Origin of the sequence: Pseudomonas fluvialis (genome assembly GCF_002835605.1) — a bacterium.
Lineage (GTDB): Bacteria > Pseudomonadota > Gammaproteobacteria > Pseudomonadales > Pseudomonadaceae > Aquipseudomonas > Aquipseudomonas fluvialis.
Genome location: NZ_PIYS01000012.1, coordinates 68,119 through 93,019 on the forward strand (window position 1 = coordinate 68,119; position 24,901 = coordinate 93,019).

At 64.7% G+C, this 24,901-nt stretch carries 22 protein-coding genes; 7 read left to right on the forward strand and 15 right to left on the reverse strand.

Features of this window, described 5'->3' with window-relative positions:
* Positions 1 to 18: 18 nt before the first annotated feature.
* From CW360_RS07620 to CW360_RS07635, 4 genes are all read right to left on the reverse strand, one after another.
* Positions 19 to 528 (reverse strand): DUF4468 domain-containing protein, encoded by a 510-nt coding sequence (locus tag CW360_RS07620; RefSeq protein ID WP_157825265.1) that lies wholly within the window; start codon positions 526 to 528, stop codon positions 19 to 21.
* Positions 529 to 904: 376 nt separating this feature from the next.
* Positions 905 to 3,442 (reverse strand): penicillin acylase family protein, encoded by a 2,538-nt coding sequence (locus CW360_RS07625; protein WP_101193296.1) that lies wholly within the window; start codon positions 3,440 to 3,442, stop codon positions 905 to 907.
* A gap of 35 nt (positions 3,443 to 3,477) precedes the next feature.
* Positions 3,478 to 3,927 carry a DUF2489 domain-containing protein gene (locus CW360_RS07630; protein WP_101193297.1) on the reverse strand — a complete coding sequence of 150 codons (450 nt, stop codon included), beginning with the start codon at positions 3,925 to 3,927 and terminating at the stop codon, positions 3,478 to 3,480.
* Positions 3,928 to 3,968: 41 nt separating this feature from the next.
* Positions 3,969 to 4,466 (reverse strand): LEA/WHy family protein, encoded by a 498-nt coding sequence (locus CW360_RS07635; RefSeq protein ID WP_101193298.1) that lies wholly within the window; start codon positions 4,464 to 4,466, stop codon positions 3,969 to 3,971.
* A 179-nt stretch (positions 4,467 to 4,645) separates the two neighbouring features.
* On the opposite strand from CW360_RS07635, the gene CW360_RS07640 reads away from it, so the two are divergent.
* Positions 4,646 to 5,185 carry a hypothetical protein gene (locus tag CW360_RS07640; protein ID WP_101193299.1) on the forward strand — a complete coding sequence of 180 codons (540 nt, stop codon included), beginning with the start codon at positions 4,646 to 4,648 and terminating at the stop codon, positions 5,183 to 5,185.
* On the opposite strand, the gene CW360_RS07645 is transcribed toward CW360_RS07640, so the two are convergent.
* Together CW360_RS07645 and CW360_RS07650 are read right to left on the reverse strand one after the other, a co-directional pair.
* Complete coding sequence (locus CW360_RS07645) at positions 5,186 to 5,662, reverse strand: YchJ family protein (protein WP_101193300.1); 477 nt, start codon at positions 5,660 to 5,662, stop codon at positions 5,186 to 5,188.
* 2 nt (positions 5,663 to 5,664) lie between these two features.
* Entirely contained in the window at positions 5,665 to 6,159 is a 495-nt protein-coding gene (locus tag CW360_RS07650) for a DUF6231 family protein (protein WP_101193301.1), read from the reverse strand.
* 152 nt (positions 6,160 to 6,311) lie between these two features.
* Here CW360_RS07650 and dinG point away from each other — a divergent pair, with 152 nt between their 5' ends.
* Positions 6,312 to 8,456: an ATP-dependent DNA helicase DinG gene (dinG, locus tag CW360_RS07655; protein WP_093986238.1), complete on the forward strand. Its 2,145-nt coding sequence runs from the start codon at positions 6,312 to 6,314 to the stop codon at positions 8,454 to 8,456.
* On the opposite strand, the gene CW360_RS07660 is transcribed toward dinG, so the two are convergent.
* The 7 genes from CW360_RS07660 to mbhE all read right to left on the reverse strand — a co-directional run bounded on the left by CW360_RS07660 (position 8,457) and on the right by mbhE (position 15,096).
* The gene (locus tag CW360_RS07660; RefSeq protein WP_093986237.1) at positions 8,457 to 9,281 is read right to left on the reverse strand and encodes an HDOD domain-containing protein; all 825 of its coding nucleotides are present in this window, start codon (positions 9,279 to 9,281) and stop codon (positions 8,457 to 8,459) included.
* A gap of 89 nt (positions 9,282 to 9,370) precedes the next feature.
* Complete coding sequence (mnhG, locus tag CW360_RS07665; protein WP_093986235.1) at positions 9,371 to 9,730, reverse strand: monovalent cation/H(+) antiporter subunit G; 360 nt, start codon at positions 9,728 to 9,730, stop codon at positions 9,371 to 9,373.
* Complete coding sequence (locus tag CW360_RS07670; RefSeq protein WP_101193302.1) at positions 9,727 to 10,029, reverse strand: MrpF/PhaF family protein; 303 nt, start codon at positions 10,027 to 10,029, stop codon at positions 9,727 to 9,729. The genes mnhG and CW360_RS07670 overlap by 4 nt, the downstream gene beginning before the upstream one ends.
* Positions 10,026 to 10,502: a Na+/H+ antiporter subunit E gene (locus CW360_RS07675; protein ID WP_093986233.1), complete on the reverse strand. Its 477-nt coding sequence runs from the start codon at positions 10,500 to 10,502 to the stop codon at positions 10,026 to 10,028. The genes CW360_RS07670 and CW360_RS07675 overlap by 4 nt, the downstream gene beginning before the upstream one ends.
* 3 nt (positions 10,503 to 10,505) lie before the next feature.
* On the reverse strand, positions 10,506 to 12,002 hold the full coding sequence (locus CW360_RS07680; RefSeq protein WP_101193303.1) for a proton-conducting transporter transmembrane domain-containing protein: 1,497 nt from the start codon (positions 12,000 to 12,002) through the stop codon (positions 10,506 to 10,508).
* Positions 11,999 to 12,388, reverse strand: a complete 390-nt coding sequence (locus CW360_RS07685) for a sodium:proton antiporter (protein WP_093986230.1) — start codon at positions 12,386 to 12,388, stop codon at positions 11,999 to 12,001. Before CW360_RS07685 ends, CW360_RS07680 begins: the two co-directional genes overlap by 4 nt.
* Positions 12,385 to 15,096 carry a hydrogen gas-evolving membrane-bound hydrogenase subunit E gene (mbhE, locus tag CW360_RS07690; RefSeq protein WP_101193304.1) on the reverse strand — a complete coding sequence of 904 codons (2,712 nt, stop codon included), beginning with the start codon at positions 15,094 to 15,096 and terminating at the stop codon, positions 12,385 to 12,387. The genes CW360_RS07685 and mbhE overlap by 4 nt, the downstream gene beginning before the upstream one ends.
* 173 nt (positions 15,097 to 15,269) lie before the next feature.
* Here mbhE and CW360_RS07695 point away from each other — a divergent pair, with 173 nt between their 5' ends.
* From CW360_RS07695 to CW360_RS16900, 4 genes are all read left to right on the forward strand, one after another.
* Complete coding sequence (locus CW360_RS07695; protein WP_101193305.1) at positions 15,270 to 16,415, forward strand: serine hydrolase domain-containing protein; 1,146 nt, start codon at positions 15,270 to 15,272, stop codon at positions 16,413 to 16,415.
* A 72-nt stretch (positions 16,416 to 16,487) separates the two neighbouring features.
* Positions 16,488 to 17,198: an OmpA family protein gene (locus CW360_RS07700; RefSeq protein WP_101193306.1), complete on the forward strand. Its 711-nt coding sequence runs from the start codon at positions 16,488 to 16,490 to the stop codon at positions 17,196 to 17,198.
* 82 nt (positions 17,199 to 17,280) lie between these two features.
* Positions 17,281 to 17,928 (forward strand): pyridoxamine 5'-phosphate oxidase, encoded by a 648-nt coding sequence (gene pdxH, locus CW360_RS07705; protein WP_101193307.1) that lies wholly within the window; start codon positions 17,281 to 17,283, stop codon positions 17,926 to 17,928.
* A gap of 8 nt (positions 17,929 to 17,936) precedes the next feature.
* A complete protein-coding gene (locus CW360_RS16900) occupies positions 17,937 to 18,596 on the forward strand; it encodes a potassium channel family protein (protein WP_170307371.1) in 660 nt (219 codons plus the stop codon).
* A gap of 19 nt (positions 18,597 to 18,615) precedes the next feature.
* On the opposite strand, the gene CW360_RS07715 is transcribed toward CW360_RS16900, so the two are convergent.
* Positions 18,616 to 21,684, reverse strand: coding sequence for an efflux RND transporter permease subunit (locus tag CW360_RS07715; RefSeq protein WP_101193308.1), 3,069 nt, complete (start codon positions 21,682 to 21,684; stop codon positions 18,616 to 18,618).
* A complete protein-coding gene (locus CW360_RS07720; protein ID WP_101193309.1) occupies positions 21,684 to 22,775 on the reverse strand; it encodes an efflux RND transporter periplasmic adaptor subunit in 1,092 nt (363 codons plus the stop codon). The genes CW360_RS07715 and CW360_RS07720 overlap by 1 nt, the downstream gene beginning before the upstream one ends.
* Positions 22,776 to 23,949: 1,174 nt before the next feature.
* Here CW360_RS07720 and CW360_RS16770 point away from each other — a divergent pair.
* A complete protein-coding gene (locus CW360_RS16770) occupies positions 23,950 to 24,252 on the forward strand; it encodes a hypothetical protein (protein ID WP_157825239.1) in 303 nt (100 codons plus the stop codon).
* Positions 24,253 to 24,901: the final 649 nt, after the last annotated feature.

Below are 24,901 nucleotides of genomic sequence, written 5' to 3' on the forward strand. Positions count from 1 at the left end.
ATCTGTTATTTTTATTATTTAAAAGTTTTTAAAATCGTTGGGTTGCTCTTCGCCAGTCAGTGCTTTCTCTAAGTTGCTGCTGGTTTCAGAGAAGATTTTAACCATATCTTGATATGCGACTTTGCTTGGCAAAGGGTAGCCTAGGCATTTGCTGAGTGCCGGTACATCTTGAATGAGTTCGAATTGTAATCTTGCTTTCTCATTTTTTGCTGCAAATCTAACATGGTATTCATTGCTGCATAAAAGTACATCTGCAAATATCCAGGTGTGTATGCCTTTTCCTATGAGTATGCCGTCACTTTCATCCTGAATTCTAAAAACGGCTCTGCTGTCACCGTAAGTGGCAGCGAAATAGTCTCTGGCTCTTTTCCAAAGAGTGTTTTTGTCTGACTTGGGTATGCTGTAGTCGTACGTAAAAACGCGCTCGGTACTTTCGCTGATCATTTCATGTTGTGAATAATTTTTGCCTGTCGCACATCCGGTGAGCGTGATTAGTGTGGCGATTATTATTGGTTGTATTGCTTTCATGGTGTGATTCCTGTGGTCTTTTTTAAAGTAAAGTTTGCTCGCTATTGTGGGCCGCAAAAACATTAACTGAGCCTCCGCTTAAGTCAATTACAGAACGCCCCGACATACCATTGCCCCGCGTCTGTTTTGCGCGGTTGTTGGATTGAGGCACGGCAGCGTGGTTGGCGGGGTAGGTGAGCTGGCGGGGTGACGAGTAGGCTGGGCATGCATGTCCTTATGCGGGTAGCCACGGCGGGGATAAGCCGACCTTAATTTCTGTGCGGGCAAAGGGCAAGCGTGCGGCAGCACAAAAGAAAAGGGCACCTTGCGGGTGCCCTGAAGATACAGCTGTGGAGTCGTCGGTTATTCAGAGCCACGTTGGCGGCGGAAGTTCCCTTCAGGGTTGCGCCGGCACCAGCAACAGGCGGCGCTGGCCATACACCTTGTCGATGTTCTCCGGGCGTAGCGGGAAGCTCTGGTAATGGCCCTGGCGCCAGGCGTCTATGCCGTCGGCATAGTGGCGGCTGGCCGGGTTGCCGGACTGGCCGCTGCTGTTCAGGCCGAGCATCGGCTCGTCGCGGCCGAAGTCGACGATCAGGCGCATGGCGGGGATCAGCCAGGTGTCGAAGTCCTGTCCCCAGGCATAGGCCGAGACGTTGAGGGTGCTGTGGTCGCCGCCGGCCGGGTAGGGGCCGCGGTTCAGGTAGCCGGACAGGGCATTGACGCTGGCGCGCTGGCTGGCCGGCAGGTGGGCGGCCAGTTTGCTGCTGTCGCTGCGCCAGTAGTAGCTGTGCAGCTTGCCCCACTGCCAGTGCTGGCGGTCGCTGCCCAGGCGGGCTTCCAGCAGCTCCACGGCGGCGGCCAGGCTGCGCGCGAGGATGGTTGGCTTGTCTTCCTGGCTGGCGGTGCGCTGGTCGTTCCAGAACGGGCTGTCTTCCCGGCCGAGCAGGTGGTCGGCTTGAGCCGAGTAGGAGAGGTTGGCGGTTTCCACCAGGGCCTGCCAGGCCGGGCTGTGCAGCGGGCCGAGTTCGTCGAGGAAGATTTCCTGGGCGCTGCTGTGCAGGAAGGCGCCATACAAGGCGGCGTCGGCAGAGCCGGCAGCGAGCTGGCCATCGAAGGCCAGCAGGCGGCGCAAGGCTTCTTCGGCGCGGGCGCGTCGTTCGCCGGGCAGGGCGGCAATGGCTTGCTGCAGACCTTCGGCCATGCCGGGTGCCTGGAACATGGCCTGCAGCTTGCCGACGAAGGGTGAGTGTTGGTCGTATTGCATGCTGATCATGCTGCGCGTGTCGTGGCGCGAGCTGGCTTCGGCCAGTTGCGCGATGCGCTCGGCGCGTTCCGGGTAGTACCAGGAGCTGGACAGCTGTACGCCATAGCCGGCTGGTACGCTGCGCTGGTTGGCAGTGCCCAGCCAGCCCTGTGGTGGGTCCTGGTCGTAGGGGTGGAGCATCGGGTCGGCATAGCCATCCCAGGCGAAACGCTTATCCCAACCGGGGGAGGGCAGCAGGCCGCGGCCCTGGCGGCGGTTAGGGAAGCGTCCGCTGACCTGCCAGGCGATGTGTTGTGCATCGGCATACACCAGGTTGAGAGCCATGGCGCGGATCTGGCTGGTCGCGGCATGGGCCTGGTCGACCGACTGGGCGCGCGACAGGGCGAAGAAGGCGTCGAGGGTCTGGTCCTGTTCCAGTTGGATATGCCGCAGGGCCAGGCCGTAGCGGCTGTTCAGCGGCAGTGGCTGCATGGCGTGCTGGCGTTCGCTGCCGCGGCTATTGAGCAGCGGGCCGTTGCGGGTTTCATGAATGACTTCGCGCTGCGGGCGCTGGCCCTTGATGAAGAAGGTTTCGTGGCGTTCGCGGGTGGGCAGCCACTGGCCGTCGGCCAGGTACAGCAGGCGGCCGTTTTCTTCGCGCAGTTGTTCCAGGTAGAGGTCCTGGTTGTCGCCCATGACCATGGTCATGCCCCAGGCCAGCTTGCCGTTGAAACCGGCCACCACGGCGGGAATCCCGGCCAGGGTGATGCCGGCGGCCTGGTAGCGTGGCGCGCGGATCTGCATGAAGTTCCACAGCGACGGCTGGCTGAGCGGCAGGTGGGTGTCGTTGGCCAGCAGGGTCTTGCCGCTGGCGCTGCGCGACGGGGCGATGGCCCAGTTGTTCGAGGCGGCAGTGCCGAACAGCTGCAGGCCAGCCAGTTGCTGGCCGGTCTGTTGCAGCTGCGCCAAACCGGGAATTTGCCCGTGCAGAGCCAGGCCGGCGAGCTTGTCCGCTTCGTCGAAGGGCAGCGCTTCGTCCGGGTAGATGGGCAGCAGCCAGGCCAGCTGCGCGCTGCCGACCCGTTCGGCGAGCAGCAGTGCAGCAATTTCTTCCTTGAGGTTGGCGGCCAGGCCGAAGTTGAGCAGGCAGAACAGCAGCGCTGAGTCCTCAGCCTGCCAATAGGCGGGGCGATGGCCGGCTTCGGCGAGGTCCATGGGCAGCTTGTCGCGGTGGCGGAACAGGTAAGCGTTCACCCCACGGGCATACACCTGGAAGATTTCCTGCAGCTGTGGCGAGGCATTGCGGTACATCTGCTCGGCGCTGGCGCGCAGGTTGACGGCACGCATGAAACGGTCGACTTCCAGTACGCCGGGACCGGCCAGTTCGGCCAGGCGGCCCTGGGCCAGCAGGCGCATGCTGACCATCTGGCTGAGGCGGTCGGCGGCATGCAGGTAACCCATGCTGAACAGCGCATCGTGGAAACTGTTGCTCTCGATCAGCGGCATGCCCAGCGCATTGCGGCGCACGACCACGTTTTGCCCGAGGCCCTGGATGCGTACCACGCCCTGATCGGGGTGCACGCTGTCGGCATAGCGGCTATTGAGCAGCGACTGGCAGCCAGTCAGGCCGAGCAGGCTGCCCAGCAGGGCGCCCAGGGCCAGGGGACGAAGCAGCGAGGTGGCGGGCATGACGAAGTTCCTGGGCGGGGCCAATGGGCGGTGGGTCAGGCGCGGGCGGCCAGTTGCTGTTGCAGGTGCAGGACGGCCTGGCGTACGGCGATCTTGTGTTGCAGCTCCAGCTCGCGGAAGCGCTGCTCGTGGGCCTTGCGCTCGCGGCTGGGCAGGTCTTTCCAGGCCTGATGGCTGGGCACGTCTGCAACCTCGGCATGCACGGTGTGCAGCACGGCAAAGGGCGCGGAGCAGGACAGGCTGGCATCGTAGTGGTCGAGGAGCACCTTGAGGCGGATGCAGCCTTCGATCCACGGCATCTGTTCATCGAGCAGGCAGCCGGCAATGATCTGCAAGTCGCCCGCCAGGCGCTGCTGGCGTTCAGCCTGTTGCTGCTGGCGGGCTTTCTCTTGCTGGGCGACGCGCCGCCAGAGCAGCGCGGCGTAGCCGGCCAAAGCCAGGATCAGCAGGGTAGCGAACAGGCCGGCCAACCAGTAGAGCGTCATGCAAGGTCCTCATGCCCGGCGCGGGCAATTGCCGTGCGCGGTCAGTCGTTGATCAGGGTGCCGGGGATTATCTCGCCATTCCGCCGCAACTGCACGCTGCGGGTGAACAGGAAGCCGGTTTTGACCTGGCCGGTGAACTGGTAGCGCACCGCTTCATCGGGCTTTTCCAGCCAGCGCACGATGCGCCTTACGTGCCGCCACAGGTTGGTCTGTACCGGCACCTGGAAGTCATGGCGCCCGCCGGCCGGCACGGTGAACCAAGTGTTGTTCTGCCCGCTGGCGAAGGGTACGTCGTTCAGCTCGACGCGGTAGGCCAGGCCGCGCACCGGCAGGCTGAAGTCGTTGGGGTTTTCAATACGCATGTGCAGGATGAAGGACTGTTCGAGCAGCTTGGCCTTGACCACTTCCACGCGCAGCAGTTGCACCTGCGGATCGGCGAAGTCGTCGCTGACCCAGGTGGAGCAGGATGCCAGGCTGCTGCCGAGCAGTGCGATTAGCACTAATCGGATAAAGTTTCTCATTTGCGCCTGGTATAGCATCGCGATACTCCGAAGACGCACCAGTGTAACAAGCAACTGCTCGGTCGCAAGTGCTTGTTGCAGTAAAAAAAGCTGCGCCATACTGCTGTCATTGTGAAGGGCCCGGCAGCAGCGCAGGGAGCCGGCGCGGTAGCGTGCGGGGGCGAATAATGGCAAGCGCAAAGGACAGGAGTGTGACCATGCAATGCTTTGAAATAGCTTTTTCCGGAGAACTGGTGGAAGGCGCGCGGGTCGAGGTGGTCAAGGCCAACCTGGCCAAGCTGTTCCAGGCCGACGAGCAGCGGATTGCCTTGCTGTTTTCCGGGCGGCGCGTGGTCATCAAGAGCGGCCTGGATGCCGCCGGGGCGGAGAAATACCGCATGACCCTGGAGCGCGCCGGGGCGCGGGTCGAGGTGTGTGACCTGAGTGCCGAGGTCGAGGAAATCGAGCTGGCCGCACCGCCGCCCGCTGCACCGCTTGCCGCCGCGCCTGCGGTTCGCCCGGGACGCCTGCAGGTGACGCCGCGTGACGAGGTGATGGCGGCCTTTAGTGACGTGGATGCACCGGACTTCGGCCTGGCTCCGGTAGGTGCCGATCTGCAGGACGACAAGCCCGAGGCGCCGGCGCCGCATCTCGATCTCAGTGGCCTCAGTGTCGCCCCGGTAGGCAGCGACATGGGCCAGGCCAAGGCCGAGCCGGCACCGCCGGCACCGGACACCTCGCACCTCAAGGTGCTCTGATCAGGGCAGCAGCGGGCCGCAGCACTTCTTGAACTTGCTGCCCCCGCCACAGGGGCAGGGGTCGTTACGGCCGGCCTTGAGCGGCACGCCGGGGTCGAGGAAATACCACTGCCCCTGGTGCTCCACGAAGGCGGAGCACTCATGCTGGCTATGTTCGCCCTGTGCGTCGGCCCAGCGGGCGATGAAGCTGACCCGTGCATGCGCCGGCTGGCCGCCGAGCGGCTCATGCTGCAACACCTCCAGGCCCAGCCAGCGGCTTTGTTCACTCCACAGGCGCATGGCCGGCAGGTCCAGCCCGGCCTGCTGTGCCGGCAGGGTGCTGCGCTGCAGGTAATCGATAGCGCCCAGGACATAGGCGCTGTAGCGCGAGCGCATCAACTGTTCGGCACTGGCTGCTGGCGTACCGCGGTGCAGCCGCGCGCAACAGTCGTCCAGGTTGAGCGCGCTGCCGCAGGGGCAGGGTGCGTTGTCAGGCATGCTTACCACCAGTACTTGCCAAAATTTTCCGGGTTGGCCCAGAACTTGGCGTTGAGCCAGTCCGGTGCCTGTTTGTAGGCCAACAGGTCGTAGGTGAACAGGCTCAGCGTCTGCTTTTCGCGCAGGAAGCTGTCGCTGGCCTGCATGGCCAGGGCATAGAAGTCGGTGGGCGTCCAGCCACTGGCCTGCAGATCGACCAGCACGGCCAGGCGGCTGCTGTTGAGGTTGCGGATGCTGCCGAGTAGTTGCCGGCCCTGCGCCGGGCTGAGGTGTTCCAGGCAGTCGACGACAATCGCCAGGTCGTAGCGTTGGCTGGCCAGTGTCTCGGGCAGGCGCGCGCTGGCCGGGCAATGCACTAGCTCGGCCTGGGCATGGGCCTGGCAGTAGGCCGTGATAGTCGGCAGTGGGCTGTTGCCGACCAGCAGCAGCCGGCTGGGTTGGTACTGCTCAAGCAGGGCGGCCAGCGCGCGTTGCGGGCTGGGCGATGAAGAAGGCATGGGTTGTCCTGTCGGTAATGGGCAAGGCGAGGGCGATTGAACTGCAAAAGCGCCTGGCGGGGAAGGGCGTAAGCGCGCTTGCCGGTAAAGCCGGGACAGCCGGTGGCTGCTTTGGGTAGACTACTGAAAATTTATCCAGTGACCGGCGCGGCATGCTCAGTAGCGAACTCAAGTCCCAGATCCAGGGCGCCTATACCCGTTTTCTCGAAGCCAAGGGCCTCAAGCCACGTTATGGCCAGCGCCTGATGATTGCCGAGGTGGCCAAGGTGTTGGGTGCCATCCGCAGCGATGAGGAAGGCCGGCGCCTGGGTGATCCGGCCGTGGTGGCGGTTGAGGCCGGCACTGGCACCGGCAAGACGGTGGCCTACAGCCTGGCCAGCATTCCCACTGCCAAGGCGGCCGGCAAGCGCCTGGTGATCGCCACCGCGACGGTGGCGCTGCAGGAGCAGATCGTCCACAAGGATCTGCCCGACCTGCTGCGCAACAGTGGGTTGAACTTCAGCTTTGCCCTGGCCAAGGGGCGCGGTCGCTACCTGTGCCTGTCCAAGCTCGATCTGCTGCTGCAGGAGGGCCATGCGCAAAGCGCCACCGCCCAGTTGTTCGCCGACGAAGGCTTCACCATCGAGGTGGACGAACGCAGTCAGAAGTTGTTCAACCAGATGATCGAGAAGCTCGCCGGCAACCGCTGGGACGGCGACCGCGACGCCTGGCCGGAGGCCATCGAAGACGGCGACTGGCAGCGCCTGACCACCGACCATAGCCAGTGCACCGGCCGGCATTGCCCGAACTTCCAGCAGTGCGCCTTCTACAAGGCCCGCGAAGGCATGGGCAAGGTCGATGTGATCGTCACCAACCATGACATGGTGCTGGCCGACCTGGCGCTGGGCGGCGGTGCGGTGCTGCCCGACCCGCGCGATACCCTGTATGTGTTCGACGAAGGCCACCACCTGCCGGACAAGGCCATCGGCCACTTTGCCCATTACACCCGGCTGCGCTCCACCGCCGACTGGCTGGCGCAGATCGATAAGAACCTCACCCGACTGCTGGCCCAGCATCCGCTGCCGGGTGACCTCGGCCGGCTCATCGAGCAGCTGCCGGAGCTGGCCCGCGAGCTGCGCGGCCAGCAGCAGTTCATGTTCAGCGCCTGCGAGGAGCTGGCCGAGTTTCGAGCCGGCGAAGACATGCAGGGCAGCGAGCGGCCGCGTCATCGCTTTGTGGCCGGGGTGGTGCCCGAGCACCTGCGCGAGATGGGCATGGAGCTGAAGAAAGGCTTTTCCCGCCTGGCCGAACTGCTCGGCCAGGTCAGCGAACTGCTCAAGCAGGTCATGGATGGCGAAGCCGGCCTGGGCCTGGCGGGGCAGCAGGCCGAGGAGTGGTATCCGCTGTTTGGCAGCCTGCAGGCGCGTGCCCAGGCCAACTGGGAACTGTGGCTGGCCTTCAGTAGCGAAGACCCTGCCGACAGCCCGCCGATGGCTCGCTGGCTGACCCTGGCCGAGGGCGGCGCGCTGTATGACATCGAAGTGAATGCCAGCCCGATCCTCGCGGCGGAAACCCTGCGCCGCAACCTGTGGAATGTCGCCTACGGCTGTCTGGTGACCTCGGCCACGCTGACCGCGCTGAACCGCTTCGACCGCTTCAGCATGCGCGCCGGGCTGCCGCGCAACACGGTGACCAGCGTGGTGCCCAGCCCGTTCCGACATGCCGAGGCCGGCGTGCTGCGGGTGCCCGACCTCAAGGCCGACCCGCGTGACGCGGCGGCGCACACCGCGGCGATCACCCGTCATTTGCCCGAGCTGGTGGAGGGCGCGCGCGGCAGCCTGGTGCTGTTTGCCTCGCGCAAGCAGATGCAGGACGTGTTCGACGGCCTGGAGCGTGACTGGCGCAAGCGCGTGCTGATTCAGGGCAACCTGTCCAAGCAGGAAACCCTCAATCGGCACAAGGCGCGGGTCGACGAAGGTCAGCCCAGCGTGCTGTTTGGCCTGGCCAGCTTTGCCGAAGGGGTGGACTTGCCGGGTGCCTATTGCGAGCACGTGTTGATCGCCAAGATTCCCTTTGCCGTGCCGGATGACCCGGTGGAAGCCGCGCTGGCCGAGTGGATCGAGGCACGCGGTGGCAATCCGTTCATGGAGATTGCCGTGCCGGATGCCTCGCTGCGCCTGGTGCAGGCCTGCGGCCGTCTGTTGCGCAGCGAGGAAGATCGTGGACAGATTACCCTGCTCGACCGGCGGGTCGTCACCCAGCGCTATGGCCGGGCGATTCTCGATGCGTTACCACCGTTTCGCCGGCAGATCGACTGATCAGTTGAGCAGTTCGGCAAAGGCCTTGTCGGCTTCCAGTACCTCGGGCAGCTTGTCGAACAGGGCCGGCAGGTCGAGGCCTTCGCAGAGCGGATTGTCCAGTTCGGCCTGGGCGGCCTGCAGGTCGTCCGGGTGTTGCTCGAGGGCTTCGGCGATCAGCACGGCCTGGGCCAGCAGGCGCGGCAGCGGCCTATCTTCACTGGACTCATGGGGGCGCGCCTGCAGGGCAATGGCCTGCTGGATCACGCCCGGCAGTTGCCAGCGGCGCGCCAGTTCGGCGCCCACCTCCGGGTAGCCAAAGCCCAGTTGCAGGGTCTCCTGGGCGACCCGGCCGGCTGAGTCGCTGGCCCCCTTGCGGTTGAGGCGTGCGGCGATATCTGCTGCGCCGGTCTGGATCAGCAGTTCGCCGATGTTGTGCATCATCCCGCAGGTAAAGGCGGTCTCGCTGGCCACGCCACGCTGCTTGGCGAGCAGCCGGCACAGGCTGGCGACCTTGAAACTGTGCAGCCAGAACCCTTTGAGATCGAAACCATTGCTGCTCTGGAACGCCCCGGTGACCGCCGAGGCCAGTACCAGGGTACGCAGGGTGTTGATACCCAGACGGGTGGTGGCGTCTTCCACGCTGGCAGCTTCACGCGCGCCGCGAAAGCGTGCCGAGTTGGCCAGGCGCAGCACCTTGGCGGCGATCACCGGGTCCAGGGCAATGTTACGCGCTACGTTGTCGAGGTTGGCGTTGGGGTCATCAAACTGCAGGATCAGATCCTGCGCCACCTTGGGAATGGTCGGCAGGCTGTGCAGTTGGTCAAACAGGCTGTTCAATTCCATGGCGCACTCCACTGTGCTGGGACGGTAACTGACAAGATAGTTAGCGTCCGAGTGGCCTGCCCGGTGCAGCACCGTTTTTTTTCTGTGCCTCAGCGTTCTCCCGGTGGTGGCTGGCTGGCGCGCTGCAGGTCGTCGCCAAGAGGGCCCAGTCGGGGCTTGTCGCCGGCGCGGTAGGCCGCGCGTGCAATGGCGTGGGCACCCAGCGGGGCACTGAGCAGCAGGGCAAGGATGCCGGCGAGTGCCGGCCACGACCACGCGCCGGCGCTGCCCAGGGCCGCTCCGGCAAACAGCAGCATGGCGCCCAGCGCACCGGCCTTGCTGGCGGCATGCAGGCGACTGTAGGCATCCGGCAGGCGCCACACGCCCAGCGCGCCGAGCAGCGAAAGCAAGGCCCCCAGCAGCAGGCACAGGCTGGCCAGCCAGGGCAACAGGTGATCCGGCAGATTCATTGTGGTGGCTCCTGGTCATGCGTCTTGCTGAACAATAGGGCATAGGCGGCACTGCCGATGAACGACAGCAGCGCCAGCAGCACCGCCACATCCAACAGCACGCGCTGGCTCTGCCAGAGGCTGAACAGCACCAGGGCAGCGACACCCAGCAGGGTCAGCGCGTCGATAGCCACTGCTCGGTCGGCCTGGCTGGGGCCGCGCCTCAGGCGCAGGAGAATCAGGCTCATGCTGGCCAGCAGCAGGCTACCGACCAGTGGCAGCAGCCAGTCGGCACCGGCCAAGGCGATCGTCGCGTTCATTGGCTTATCTCCGCAGGGTGCCGGCGTAGCCAGCCGAGCAGGCGTGTCTGCAGGGCATCGACCGCCTGCTGGGCCTGCTCGGCCTGCCGGCAGTCGAGCAGGTGCAGGAACAGGCAGCGCTGTCCGGGACGATAGTCCAGGGCCAGGCTGCCGGGCGTGAGGGTCAGCAACGCGGCGATCAGTGTGGCCTGCCGGGGGTTATCCACCGCCAGCTGCACGGCAACGATGGCTGGCGCCACCTGCGCGGGCCGGCTCAGCGCTAGCCAGGCTACCTGCAGGCTGGCAATCAGCAGCTGGCCGGCATACCAGCCGACAAACCCCAGGGCCTGCTCGGCCCGCCAGGCCAGGTGGCGTGCCGCAGGCAGCAGCAAGCCGAGCAGGCGTAGCAGCAGGTGCATGGCCAGCACACTGAGCAGGGCCGGATAGGGCAGCCACAGGCTGGCCAGCAGCAGGCAGAACAGATACACACGCATGCTTCAGTCTCCCGCAGGTGGCGCGAGCAGCGCCAGGTGGGCTTCGCCGCTGAGCAGCTGGCTGGCGCTGGCCTGTGCGTAATCGAGTACGGGCCCGGCGGCCAGGCCGATCAGCAGGGTCAGGCCGGCCAGCACGGCAATGCAGGCCAGCGCCAGGCGCAGGCCGGCGCTGTTGCCCAGCGCTGCCTCGCCTTCCGGGTGCGGCTTGAGGAAGGCTTCGTTCCAGATCTTGCTCATCGACAGCAGGGTGAACACACCGGTGAGTAGGGCCACGGCAGCGGCTGTCCAGGCGGCCAGGTCGAGGCTGGCTTTGACCAGCAGGAACTTCGCCCAGAAGCCAGACAGTGGCGGAATACCCGCCAGGGATAGGGCCGGGATGGCAAACAGCAGGGCCAGCCAGGGGGCGCGGGCATACAGCCCGCCCATCGCAGCCAGTCGCTCGGAACCACACAACAGGGCAGCCAGGCCGCCGATGAAGAACAGGTTGGCTTTCACCACGATGTGATGGATCAGGTAGAACACCGCGCCGGCCAGCGCCAGCGGGCTGGCCAGGGCCAGGCCGAGGACCATGTAGCCGACCTGGCTGACCACATGGAAGGACAGGATGCGCCGCACCTCGGTTTGTGCCGCGGCACCCAGCACGCCGACCAGCATGGTGGCGCAGGCCAGCCACAGCAGCACCTGGTGCAGCGCGCCAGGCTCCGGCCAGAGCAGGGTGACCAGACGGATCAGCGCGTACACGCCAACCTTGGTGAGCAAGCCGGCGAACAGCGCGGAGATCGGCGTCCAGGCCACGTGGTAGGTGGCCGGCAACCAGCCGAATACCGGGAACAGCGCGGCCTTGATGGCAAACGCCAGGAGCATCAGCAGCACCGCCAGTTCGGCGCCGGCGCTGGCCTGGCCGCTGCGGAACTGCACGGCCAGTTCACCCATGTTGAGCGTGCCGGCGCTGCCATACAGCAGGCCGGCGGCCAGCAAGAAGACCAGGGTGGCCAGCAGGTTGAGCGCCACGTAAGTCAGGCTGCCGGCCAGCCGGCGTGGGCCGCCACCCAGGGAAATAAGGGCAAACGAGGCGATCAGCAGCACCTCGAACCACACATACAGGTTGAACAGGTCGGCGGTGATGAAGGCACCGCAGATGCCCGCCATCAGGCCATGCACGAACAGGTGGAAATGCCGCTCCAGACGCCCGTGGCCGTGGTGGGTGAGGCCGTAGAGCAGGGTGGCCAGGCCGATCAGCGCGCTGATGGCGATCAGTGCCGCGGCCAGCCGGTCGATCACCAGGCTGATGCCGTACGGCGCCTGCCAGCCGCCCATCTGCGCACTGAGCACCTGGCCCTGCGCGGCCTGCCAGAGCAGCACCCCGGCGCAGCCGAGCAGCAGCACACTGCCCAGCAGGCTGGCGCGGATCACCCAGGCGCCCTGGCGACGCAGCAGGATGCACGCCACCAGGGTCAGCAGCGGCAACAGCACAGGGCTGATCAGCAGTAGCGCCTTCATGCCTGGCCCTCCCGGTCCGGGCCCTGGCGCAGATCCGGGGCGGGTTCCTCGGTGACGGCGCTGACGTGGTCGGTTTCCCGGTCGCCGTGCAAGTCACGGCTGCGTTTGAGCAGCGCCAGGGCAAAGGCGAACAGGGCAAAGCCGATGACGATGGCGGTCAACACCAGCGCCTGCGGCAGCGGATTGGCGGCGGCCAGCGGCACCTGGCCGGCCGGGGTGAAGGCGGCCTGTTCGGCGCCCAGGCGGCCGGCGGCGAATACCGCCAGGTTGATGGCATTGCCCAGCACCGCGATGCCCAGCACCACGCGCTTGAGATTGCGGTCGAGGAGCATCCACAGGCCCAGTGCGGCCAGCCCGGCGACGGTCAGTGCGGTGAGCCAGATCATGCGGCATGCTCCTCGGCAGTCAGGCGCTGAAACAGGTGCAGGCTGGCGCCGAATACACACAGGTACACGCCCAGGTCGAACAGTAGGGGCGTACCCAGCGGTAGTTCGCCGAGCCACAGCCAGTGCGCCTGGAAGAACGCGCCGCCGCCGAGCAGGCCCAGGCTGGCGGCCAGCAGGGCCACCGCCAGGCCAATCCCCATCAACGTGCGTGGGCGCAGGCGGAGCAGGCGTTCGGCGCTTGCCGGGCCGTGCATCAGCACCAGCAGCACACAGCCGGCCGCCGCCGTCAGGCCGCCGATAAACCCGCCGCCGGGCAGGTTGTGGCCGCGCCAGAGGAGCAGCAACGAGGCACCGAGGAGCAGCCAGACCAGGGGCTTGAGGCCTTCCAGCAACAGGCTGGAGGCAAACACCGGATCACCCGTGCCGAGCTTGGCCGGGGTACGCCCGAGCAGGCTGGCAGCGGCCAGCATGGCCAGCGCCACCACGACGATTTCCCCCAGGGTGTCGAAGGCGCGGAAGTCCACCAGAATCACATTGACCACATTGGCACCGTGGCCCTGGCCGTAGCTGTTGGCCAGATACCACTGTGCCAGGTCGCCGGGCAGCGGCGCGGCGCTGCTGACCAGCAAGGCCAGGCCGATGCTCAGGCCAAACAGGCCGGCCAGCACGGCGCGTGGCCAGGCTAGGCCGCGGTCCTGTGGCGCCACGCGGGGCATGCGCCGGTAGATCAGGGCCAGCAGCACCACGCCGAGGCTTTCCACCATGAGCATGGTCATCGCCACGTCCGGTGCCTGCATCAGGAAGAACAGCAGCGTCAGGCCCAGTCCGCTCAGGCCGAGGGCCGCCACCAGGCTCAGGCGACCCGGCAACCAGGCCGCGCCCAGCGCGCCAAGCAGGCTCAGGCTGGCGGCCAGCAGTGCCGGCAGGCTGGCCTGGTGCAGGTCGAATGGCGCCAGCGGCCAGCCCAGCCAAGTGATCCCGATGCCCAGCAACAGGCTGATGCACAGCGCCAGCAGGGCCAGATGCTGGCGGAGCGAGCCATGCTGGAAGGCGCTGGCGGTGAGCGCGGCCACGGCGAAGACGCGTTTCAGCAGGCGGTCCCAGAGCAGGTCGCCACTGAATTGCCAGAACCACTGCAGACGCCCGAGCAGCTTGAGCAACAGATCGCGGCGCAGGTAGAAGGCCAGCCCCAGGCTGATGGTCAGCAGGCTGGCGAGCAAGGCCGGGGTGAAACCGCCCCACAGGTACAGGCTGACATCCACCGGGCCGCTGGCAATGTTCTGTACCGCGATGTTGACCAGCCAGGTTTCCGGCCAGCTGTTCCACGCACCGAGCAGGAAACCACCGAGCGCCAGCAACAGCGGGCCGAGCCACAGCGGCAGGCTGACTTCGTGGGGCTGGCGCGGATAGGCACCCGGCGGGCCGAGGAAGCTCTTGACGAAGACCAGCCCGGCGGCGGCGAACAGCAGGGCGTTGGTGAGGATCATCACCGTGGTGATCAGCCCGCCGACCAGGCCCAGTTCGAGCAGCCCGCTGTACTTGAACTCCTTGGCGATGAAGCCGAAGAACGGTGGCAGCCCGGCATTCGAGAACGCCGCCAGGGCCACCGCGCAGCCGGTCAGCGGCATGAACCGCCACAGGCCGCCCAGCCGCGGATATTCACGGGTGCCGGTGGCATGGTCGATGGCGCCCACCGCCATGAACAGGGCCGCCTTGTACAGCGAGTGGGCAACCAGATAAAGGACGAACGCCTGCAGGCCATAAGGCGTATTGCTGCCGATCAGCATGGTCAACTGGCCGAGCACCGCCACCGTGGTGTACGCCAGCAGACGTTTCAGGTCGGTCTGGCGAATCGCCAGCAAGGCGCCGAGCAGCGCCGTGGCAGCGCCGAAGGCAATCAGCAGGCTGCTCCAGCCCAGCGAGCCGCCCAGGCTGGGGTTGAGCCGGGCGAGCAGGAAGACCCCGGCCTTGACCATGGTGGCCGAGTGCAGGAAGGCCGACACCGGAGTCGGCGCATTCATCGCATTGGGCAGCCAGAGATGGAAGGGCAGTTGTGCGGATTTACTGAAGCAGCCCAGCAGCACCAGCAGCATGATGGCCGGGAACAGCGCATGGCCCTGCACCTGGGCTGCGTCGAGGCTGGAGATCTGCCAGGTCTGCGCCACGCCGCCGAGCAGGAGCAGGCCGGCCAGTAACGCCAGGCCGCCACCGCCGGTAATCAGCAGCGCCTGCAAAGCGGCGCGGCGCGCCTCAGGCTTGTCATGCTGGAAGCCGATGAGCAGGAAGGAAGCAACGCTGGTCAGTTCCCAGAACACGAACAGCAGGATCAGGTCATCGGCCAGCACCAGGCCGAGCATGGCCAGCATGAACAGCAGCAGATAGGCATAGAAGCGTCCCAGCTGGCGGTGCTGCTCCAGGTAGCCGGCGGCATACAGCACGATCAGGCTGCCGATACCGCTGATCAGCAGGCCGAACAGCAGGCTCAGGCCGTCCAGACGCAGGTGCACGGCAATCTGTAGCGCCGCTATCCAGTTCACCCGCTGCTCGAGGACCTGACCGTCGGCAATGCTGCCCATATGGCTCAGCAGCCAGAAGAAAATGCCCAGCGGCAGCAGCGCCAGACACGCCCCGGCGTGCCGGGGCAGCAGGCGGGTCAGCGCCGGTGCCAGCAGGGCGGCGAGCAGTAACAGCAACAGTGCTTGCAGCATCGTCAGGGGTGTTTTCCAGGTCAGGGTGTTTTTAAAACTCAACAAAAAAAGCCGTGCTTGTCAGCTGCCAAGGCATGTACGAATGTTGCACGGCGGCTTGCCGCCAGGCGGTGTACAAGCCGGCAACGGCGCGGCACCATGGCGGCTTTGCCGACCAGCCGGGGAGTTGCCGCGTGCACGTTCAGGGTTATTTCGATCTGCGTTTTGAAACATTGCGCGACGCTTTTGCCGCGCTGTTCGACAACCCCCAGCAACGTGGCGCGGCGTTGTGCGTGCAGGTTGAGGGCGAAACGGTGGTCGACCTGTGGGGCGGTGTGGCCGACCGCGACGGACAGCAGGCCTGGCACAGCGACACACTGCTCAACCTGTTCTCCTGCACCAAACCGTTTGCCGCCGTGGTGGTATTGCAACTGGTCGGCGAAGGCAAGCTGGAGCTGGATGCGCCAGTGGCGCGCTACTGGCCGGAGTTTGCTGCCGCCGGCAAGGCACAGATCAGCGTGCGCCAACTGCTTTGCCACCAGGCCGGCCTGCCGGCGATTCGTGCCAACCTGCCGGCCGAGGCACTCTACGACTGGGCGCAGATGTGTGCCGCGCTGGCCGCCGAGCAGCCCTGGTGGACGCCCGGCGACGGCCATGGCTACGCGCCGATCACCTACGGCTGGCTGGTTGGCGAACTGCTGCGCCGGGTGACCGGACAGCCCCCGGGCGAGCTGATCGCCGCGCGTATCTGCCAGCCGCTCGGCCTGGATTTCCACGTCGGCCTGGCCGACAGCGAGTTTCACCGTGTGGCGCACATCGCCCGTGGCAAGGGCGACCTGGGTGATGCCGCCGCGCAACGTCTGTTGCAGTGCATGATGAGCCAGCCACAGGCAATGACCACGCGGGCCTTCTGCAACCCGCCGTCGATCCTTACCAGTACCAACCGCGACGAGTGGCGGCGCATGCAGCAACCGGCGGCCAACGGCCATGGCAATGCCCGCTCGCTGGCCGGGTTCTACCACGCACTGCTGGACGGCCAGTTGCTGTGCGCCGAGCTGCTCAACGAAATGACCCGCGAGCACGCCTGCGGCGCAGACCGCACCCTGCTCACGCCCACGCGCTTTGGCCTGGGTTGCATGCTCGACCAACCGGCGCTGGCCAATGCCACCTATGGGCTGGGCAGCCAGGCCTTCGGGCATCCGGGGGCGGGCGGTTCGGTGGGCTTTGCCGATCCGCAGCGCGGCCTGAGCTTTGCTTTTGTCACCAACACACTGGGCCCCTACGTGCTGATGGACCCGCGCGCCCAGCAACTGGCCCGGGTACTCGGCGCATGCCTGTGACACGGCCTCTCGCCCTGCGTCGCGCATCCTTCTAGAATGCGCTCATTCCTTGCCTTGCGGAGCGTCACCCCCATGCGTCATTCCCTGCTTGTCCTGCTGCTGGCCAGCGTCACCCTGGCGGGTTGTGCCACGGAAAAAGCCCAGGCCCCCACGGCCAAGCGCAAGGCCCCGGCCGCCGACCTGCACAGCCAGCAGGAGGCCGAGCAGGCCCGCCTGCAACGCTGGCTCGACGAGCACCAGCCGCGCCTGCAAGCCGCCGTCAAGGACAGCGCATTCGAGGTGCGCCGTGAAGCCCATGTACTGATCGTCACCGCGCCGGCCGACAGCACCTTCAACCCGGACCGCCCGCATATGCTGGTGCCAGCCAGCCTGGCGCCGCTGACCCGCCTGGCCAAGGAGCTGGAAAAGGACCCCGAGGCTGCCGTGCTGATCCTTGGCCATGCCGACAGCAGCGGCAATGCCAAGCACAACGACGAACTGAGTGGCCAGCGGGCCCAGGCCGTGGCCTCGATCTTCCGCCTGACCGGCTTCCAGCGTGACCGCCTGTCCTTGAAAGGCCTGGGTTCGCTGATGCCGCGTGCCGCCAACGACAGCCTGGCCGGGCGCAAGCTCAACCGCCGCGTGGAGATGATCGTGACGCCGCGGCACACCCTGGAAGAGCGCCTGGCCTACTTCAGCCAGCCGCAGCCGGCTGCCCCGCAACTGGCCAGCGCCGATCTGCCGGCCAAGAGCGCCAGCAAGGCCAAGGCCAAGGCCAAGAGCAAAACCACCAGCCAGCCCTGAGTGATTGCCGCGGCCTTGTCGCCGGTCAATGGGCGTCGTGAAATTGCCGCTATGGTCAGCGCAGTAACAGGAGAACTCCCCGATGCAACAATCCCTCAGTGACATGCGCCGTGACTACACCCGCGACGGCCTGTGCGAATCGCAGGCACCGCTGGACCCCTTCAAACTGTTCCGCCAGTGGCTCAGCCAGGCCGTGGAAACCGAGCAGCCGCCGGTCGAGGCGAATGCCATGACCCTGGCTACGGTGGATGCTGACGGTCGCCCGCATTGCCGCGTGCTGCTGCTCAAGGGGCTCGACGAGCAGGGTTTCACCTTCTTTGGCAACTATGAGAGCGCCAAAGGCGAACAGCTGGCGGCTCGCCCCTTTGCCGCGATGGCCTTCTTCTGGCCGGGCCTGGAGCGTCAGGTGCGTATCGAAGGACGGGTCGAGCGGCTCAGCAGCGAAGAGTCGGCGGCCTACTACCAACAGCGCCCGCTGGGCAGCCGCCTGGGTGCCTGGGCCTCGCCGCAAAGCCGGGTAGTGGCCGACCGCAGCGCCCTGCAGCAGCTGGTGGCGGTCACCGAAGCACGCTTTGCCGGCCAGGAACCGCCCTGTCCGCCGCACTGGGGCGGCTATCGCCTGCTCCCCGATCGCCTGGAGTTCTGGCAGGGTCGGCCGAGTCGCCTGCATGACCGTCTCAACTACCGCCTGAACGACGGGCAGTGGTTGCGCGAACGCCTGGCCCCCTGAGACAGACCGTGCTGCAGGCTGGCGCACAGTGGCTCAACGCTCTGCTGTTGCGCTATCGCCTGCGCCTGCTGTTCGCTGCCAGCGTACTGCTGACGGCGGTGCTGGGCTGGCCCAAACCGGCCCTGTGGCTGGCCTGGGGCAGCTTGTTGCTGGTTCTCCTGGCCAGCCTGAATACCCTGCGTCACAAGCGCACCCTGCGCGGGCTGATCGGCTTACTGGGGCTGGCCAGCCTGGCCCTGTTGGTCCTGGAACGGGTACTGCAATGGCACCCGCTGTTCGGTCAGGGGGTGGGCATGATGGTCTTCTACCTGGCCATGGTGGCCTCGCTGTTCAACCGGGTCATCCATGAGCGTCCGGTCACCGGCGAGCTGATCTATGGCCTGCTGGCGCTCTACCTGTTGCTGGCGCTGGCCTATGCCATGGCCTATCAGTTGATCAACAGCCTGCAACCGGACGCCTTTCGCAGCCTGCATGGGCCGTTGCAGATCAATGACTTCGTCTATTACAGCCTGGTGACCCTGACCACCCTCGGCTATGGCGACATCCATGCCCTGGCCCCCGCCGCGCGCCTGCTGTCGGTCAGCGAGGCGGTGGCCGGGGTCATGTTCATCGCCATCGCCGTGGCGCGCAGCCTGATGCTGATCAACGACCGCGACGACAGCGCCTGACCGGCCGGCTCGCCTGGGCTCAGCGCGGCGCCGGCTGCGGGCGGATGCCGAACAGCAGCGTGTAGAGTACCGGCACGATCACCAGGGTCAGCAAGGTGGCTGCCGCCAGGCCGAACATGATCACCACGGCCATGCTCTGGAAGAAGCCGTCGGTAAGCAGGGGCGCCATGCCGAGGATGGTGGTCAGCGCCGCCATCGCCACCGGGCGTACCCGGCTGATCGCCGCATCCACCACACAGGCATAGGGCTCCTTGCCGCTGCCCAGCTGCAGGTTGATCTCGTCAACCAGCACGATGCCATTCTTGATCAGCATCCCGGACAGGCTGAGCAGGCCGAGCAGGGCCATGAAGCCGAAGGGAATACCGGTCAGCAGGAAGCCGGCGGTCACGCCGATCAGCGCCAGTGGCACGGTCAGCCAGATCACGCTGGCCTGCTTGAACGAGTCGAACAACAGCACAGTGATGATGAACATCAACAGGAAACCCAGCGGCAGCGCGCCGAATACCGCGCCCTGTGCATTGCTCGAATTTTCCTTCTCGCCGCCCCATTCCATGCGGTAGCCAGGGGGCAGGGCAATGGCTTCGATCGGCGCCTGCACGCGCGCCATCATCTGCGGCGCGGTCTCGCCACTGACGATGCTCGGGTCAGCCATCACGGTCAGCGTACGGTGCCGGTTGCGCCGCACCACCAGGGGGTTTTCCCATTCCGTCTCGAAGCGCGTGACCACCTGGCCCACCGGGATATAGGCGCGCAGCGCCGGGCTCCACAGTTGCAGGTTGTTGATCTGGCTGGCGTCCAGGCGCTCTTCGGCGGGCGGCCGGGCGATGATCGGCAGCATCCGCGTGCCATCGCGGTACAGGCCCACCTGCATGCCGGAGAAATTGCTCAGCAGCGTCTGGTCGAGGTCGTCTTTGTTGATGCCGGTGGCGCGCGCCTGCGCTTCGTCCAGTTGCGGGCGGATCACCTTGGTGCGGTTGCGCCAGTCATGCACTACACCGCTGGCCACCGGGTCGCCGCGCAGAATCTGCTCGGCCTGGTAGCCGAGCTGGCGCAGCACGTCGGGGTCGGCACCACTGAAGCGCACTTCGATCTTCGCGCCACCCCCTGGGCCGAGCATCAGCTGGCGAAACTTCAGGCGTACATTGGGCAGGGCGCTGCCCAGTTGCCCGTCGAGCTGTTCGATCAGCGGCAGGATATCCGCCTGGTTGTGGCTGCGTACCAGGATCTGTGCGTAGTTGGCGTAGCTCTTCTCCGGGTCGTAGGTCAGGATGAAGCGCATCGCCCCGCGGCCGATGGTGCTCACCGCACGATCGATTCGCGGGTCGGCGAGCAGCACCTGCTCCGCCTCGATCACCGCCTGCTCGGTGGCGCGGATATCGCTGCCCTGCGGCAACCACAGGTCGATGAAGAACATCGGGGTGTTGGAGGGCGGGAAGAAGCTCTGGCGCACCTGGCTGAACCCCAGCAGCGCGGCAAGCAGCAGCCCGGCGAGCAGTGCCAGGGTGAGCAGGCGGTAGCGCATGCACAGCTCCAGCAGCCGCCGGTAAAGCACGAACATCAGCCCCTGGTAGGGGTCGCTGTGCGGCGCGCTGCCTTCGGCTATTTGCTCCTTGAACAGCAGCGAGCAGAAGAACGGCGTGATGGTGATTGCGGTGACCCAGCTGAGCATCAGCGAAATCAGCAACACCTGGAACAGCGAGTAACAGTATTCCCCCGTGGAGTCGCTGGACAGGCCGATGGGGGCGAACGCCAGCACCGCGATCACCGTGGCGCCGAGCAGCGGCAGGGCGGTCTGGCGCACGATGGCATTGGCGGCCTGCAGGCGGCTTTGTCCACGTTGCAGGCCCACTAGCACGCCCTCGACGACCACGATGGCGTTATCCACCAGCATCCCCAGGGCGATCACCAGCGCGCCCAGGGAGATGCGCTGCAACTCGATGCCCCACAGCTTCATGAAGATGAAGCTGCCCAGCACCGTCAGCGCCAGCACCAGGCCAATCAGCAGGCCGCTACGCGCGCCCATGAAGATCAGCAGGATGCCCACCACGATCACCACCGAGGCAATGAAGTTGAGCACGAAGCTACGCACCGAACTGTCCACTTCCACGGCCTGGTTATAGAAGGTATCGATGTGCATGCCCGCCGGGCGCAGGGCATCCAGCTCGGCCAGGCGCTGCATCACCGCCTGCCCGGCGTTGACCACGTTGACCTTGGGCGCGAAGGCCACACCCAGCGCCAGGGCGCGCTCGCCGTTGTAGCGGTAGAGATTGTTCGGCACCTCGGCGTAGCCGCGGCGCACCTGGGCGATATCCCCCAGGTAGATCAGCTGGGTGGCCCCCGGCTCGCTGATCAGCAGGCGCTCCAGTTCGGCCACGTCTTGAAACTCGCCGGTAGGGTGCAGGCGGATGTATTCGCTGCCGGCACGGATGCTCCCGGCATTGGAAACCACGTTCTGCTTCTGCAGGATGCCGAACACCTGCTCGGGCGGTAGCCCCAGGGCAGTCAGCTTGCTGCGGGAAATCTCGATCTGCACCTCTTCCTGCAAGGTGCCGTTGAGACTGACCTTGCCGATGCCTTCCACCAGCACCAGCTCGCGCCGCAGCAGGTCGGCGAAGTCGCGCAGCTCCTGGTAGCTGTAGCCGGCGCCGCTGATGTTCAGCCAGATCCCGAACACATCGCCGAAGTCGTCGTTGACCACCGGCGTCTGCACGCCCGGCGGCAGGCGCGGCGCCAGGTCGTTGACCTTGCGGCGCAGCTCGTCCCAGATCTGCGGCAGGTCGTCCGGCCCATAGTGGTTCTGCACATCCACGGTAATCTGGGTCAGCCCGTTGCTGGAAATCGAACGGATCTTGTCGATATAGGGCAGTTGCTGGATGGCATTCTCCAGCGGATAGGTGACTTCCTCCTCGACCTGCTGAGGCGAGGCACCGGGGTACTGCACGGTAATAATCGCCGTCTTCAGGGTAAAGGCAGGGTCCTCCAGGCGGCCCAGCTCAACAAAGGCAATCAGCCCGCCCAGGCCCAGCAACAGGGTGGCCAGCCAACTGGTGATGCGCCGCTGGATGAAATAACCGGCCAGATTGTCCATTACAGCCCCCGCTCACGAACCCAGGGCTTGACCGCCGCACCCTCGCTGAGCTCGCGCCCGCCAGCGGCGACCACCTGTTCCCCGGCCTGCAGGCCTTCGAGTACCTGGATGCCGTCGCCACTGATCTGCCCGACTTTCACCGGCCGCTGGCGAACCCGCAGCACACCCTCGGCATCGGCTGCCGCCACCCACACCACCTGGCTGTCCGGCGCGCTATTGTCGGGGCTGAAAACCGCCTCGACAGGAATCAGCAACGGCACCTCGCGGCGCTCGTACAGCTCGGCGAAATCCACGATCACCGTAGCGCTCATGCCGGGCAGGGCGGTAAAGCCGCTGGGCGTGTCGAAGCTGACACTTACCTGATAGGACAGCGTCTTGGCATCCGGCACGGTGGAAAACTCCTTGAACTGGGCCTCGATCAGCTTGCCGTCGGCCCCCTCCAGGCGTACCTGCGGGCGATAGTCGCGCGCGCCGCGACTCACCCCGGTGAGCAGGTTTTCCGGAATCTGGAAACTGGCATCCAGGCGCTTGCCCGCCTGGATACGCGCCACCACCTGATTGGCCTGCACCACCTGGAAGTTATCCAGGTAGGTGGCGGCAATCACCCCGTCGAAGGGCGCGCGCAGCTGGGTGTAGTCCAGCTCCTGGCGGGCCAGCTTGAGCGCCGCCTCGGCCGAGCCCAGTTGGGCCTTCTTCTGGTCATACTCGGCGCGTGACACCAGCTGGCGCTCCACCAGCTTGGCCATGCGCTGGAACTGCGCCTGGGCCAGGTCATAACTGGCCTGGCGATCCTTGACGCGCAGGTTGAAGTCGGCCGGATCGAGACGCGCCACCAGCTCACCCTGCTTGACCTGCTGGCCGGGGCGTACCGGCAGGGCCTGCAACTCGCCGGACACGCGGAACGACAACTCCGCCTCCTGGCTGGCCTGGATACGCGCAGGAAACTCACGAACCAGGCTACCGCCGAAATCCGCCACGCTGATCAGCTTGACCGGGCGCACCACCTCGACAGCGGCAGGCGGTTGCTCATTGCCACAGGCAGCCAAGAACAGGGGAAGCACAAGGACGGCAAGGCGGGTGGGACTGGACATGGTCTCTCCTGAGAGCGCAAGGAAACAGTGGCCTGTGGCACACAGGCTGGCAAAGCATGGCTGATCGGCGCGCGCTCAGCCAGTCATCCGTGCGCACAGCGCCAAGCCATTCCCGCCAAGGCCCGCGACTGCGCCTGGCCTTGCACCCTGCGCGCCCATGCCGCAGCACAGGGCGGGCCGGCCCGGCTTGTGCTTTGCCGGCCGAGAAATTAACGTCCCAACCTAGCGGGCCTTGCTGCCCATCTGCGCAAAAGGACGTGCATGCCCATCCCCAGCCATCAGGCCCAATTACCTCCACCACCGCTGCGTAGCGCGCCGCACCGTCTGGGCAATCGCCTTGCCTGTGCTGGCCTGCTGACGAGTGCTGAGTATCCATACAGTGGTAATGCTCGCACAAAAAGAGGAAGTCGCCCGAATACGACATGGCGCCAAGCGTGTGAGGTAATGCGTTGATTGTTAGGGATTTTTTGATTTTGCAGGGTGAGCGAATGCGGACTTATGAGGAAGTCGCTACTATCGCGTTAGTAAAGAACACCATCTAATCACTGTTATGTGTAAGGAGTGCATTTAGGCCGATAGGGGTAGTAGGTGGGGGACTGGCAATCCCTGTGACGCTTGTTGGCTCTGTAGCCCTTCTGCTGGTTTTGTTGCGTTACGCAAGTATCAACTTGATTCCATCGGATCAAAACAACATTAAGGAGGTGTCTATGGTAAAAACATTAACTGCTCGTACTCGTGTGTTCTTAAGCTCCATCTTTGAAACAACATGGGCTATCGGAGTCGGCAGCGTTGTTGGACACCTATTGGCCTAAGTGCATTCAGAAATGCTAGGAGAGTTCGCTATGGAAAGGTACAAGAATTTAGGCGGAGACTCCGGCGTCGCCTTCTACGAAATAGGGCCAGAATCAATAACCGTGCAATTCACAACGGGCGCAACTTATTTATATAACTACAGAAGCGCCGGCCAACACCATATAGAGCAAATGAAAGCATTGGCCATCGCCGGGCATGGACTTAACAGTTACATAAAAAGATATGTCAATCGAGGTTATGCTGGCAGGCTGCGGTAACACATAACAATTGGTTCAAGTCGTTCGCTTCGCTCACTCGGGACCGGCTTAAGCCGGCCCCTTAACCAAACGTTAGATGCAGTTTCAAAAATCACGGAACCATCATGGCATTCGACATGTATCACAGTAGCGAGAAAGCATGCATAGAAACGCATGAAGAGTCGCTATTCGTTCCTGTTAACGAAAATCCGAATTACCCATGCCTCGACTGGCTTTCGGCAGAACTCTATAACTCCCCCAAGATTTCACCAGAAAAATCGAACGCTATTGTTCATGAGCTTATTGCGTTGCGAGAGGAGGTTCTTGGCACAGAGCTAAGCTATTTAACAAGAACCATTGACAGAGTCATGCCTTTCTTCAGCAAAGCATACATACTCAAAGCTGAGATAAAGTGCGTAAGCGATTGAGGCTCGTGCCATGCATCTAACAAGTGGTTCAAATCGCTCGCTCCGCTCGCTGGGACGGGCTAAAGCCCGCCCCTTAACCAAACGTTAGGCTGCACAAAACATGCGTACTTCTCCACTCTACCGCTCCGTCAACACTCGGACTCATGGCGTGAAACATGGCATGGGTGGAGAGTTCCGACATGCCCGCCACTCGAAGAGCCTCGAAAATAGCGAAGCCGTCCGCTCATCTATGCACAGCCGGCTTAAGCACGGCCGTGACTACACCCCACTTTTCCGATTTCTACTATCAAGAGTAGGAGACCATTGGAATCAAGTATATGCGGAGGCCAAGTCTCGTCTCGACACAACGGAGCCGATATTCTGGCTTGTCGCAAGATCTGAAGAGCAGAAAGAAGAGCTCGTGCGCGTAGGCGAGAGCAGCTATTTCAGCGGATTGTTCGTTGATGGAGAAGGCCTACTTCAGCTGGTAAACTCAAGCTTGAGGGCTCAAGACATGGAGCCCTTCTGTACTTGTTGCACGCACACATTTAATGGCGTTCGGTTCGGCATCCAAGAATAAACACAACACTTAGGCGCAACCACACCAAGTGCAGCCTAACAATTCATTCAAGCCGACGCCGCTTCACGGCGCGGCTTAATTCAGGCGTTA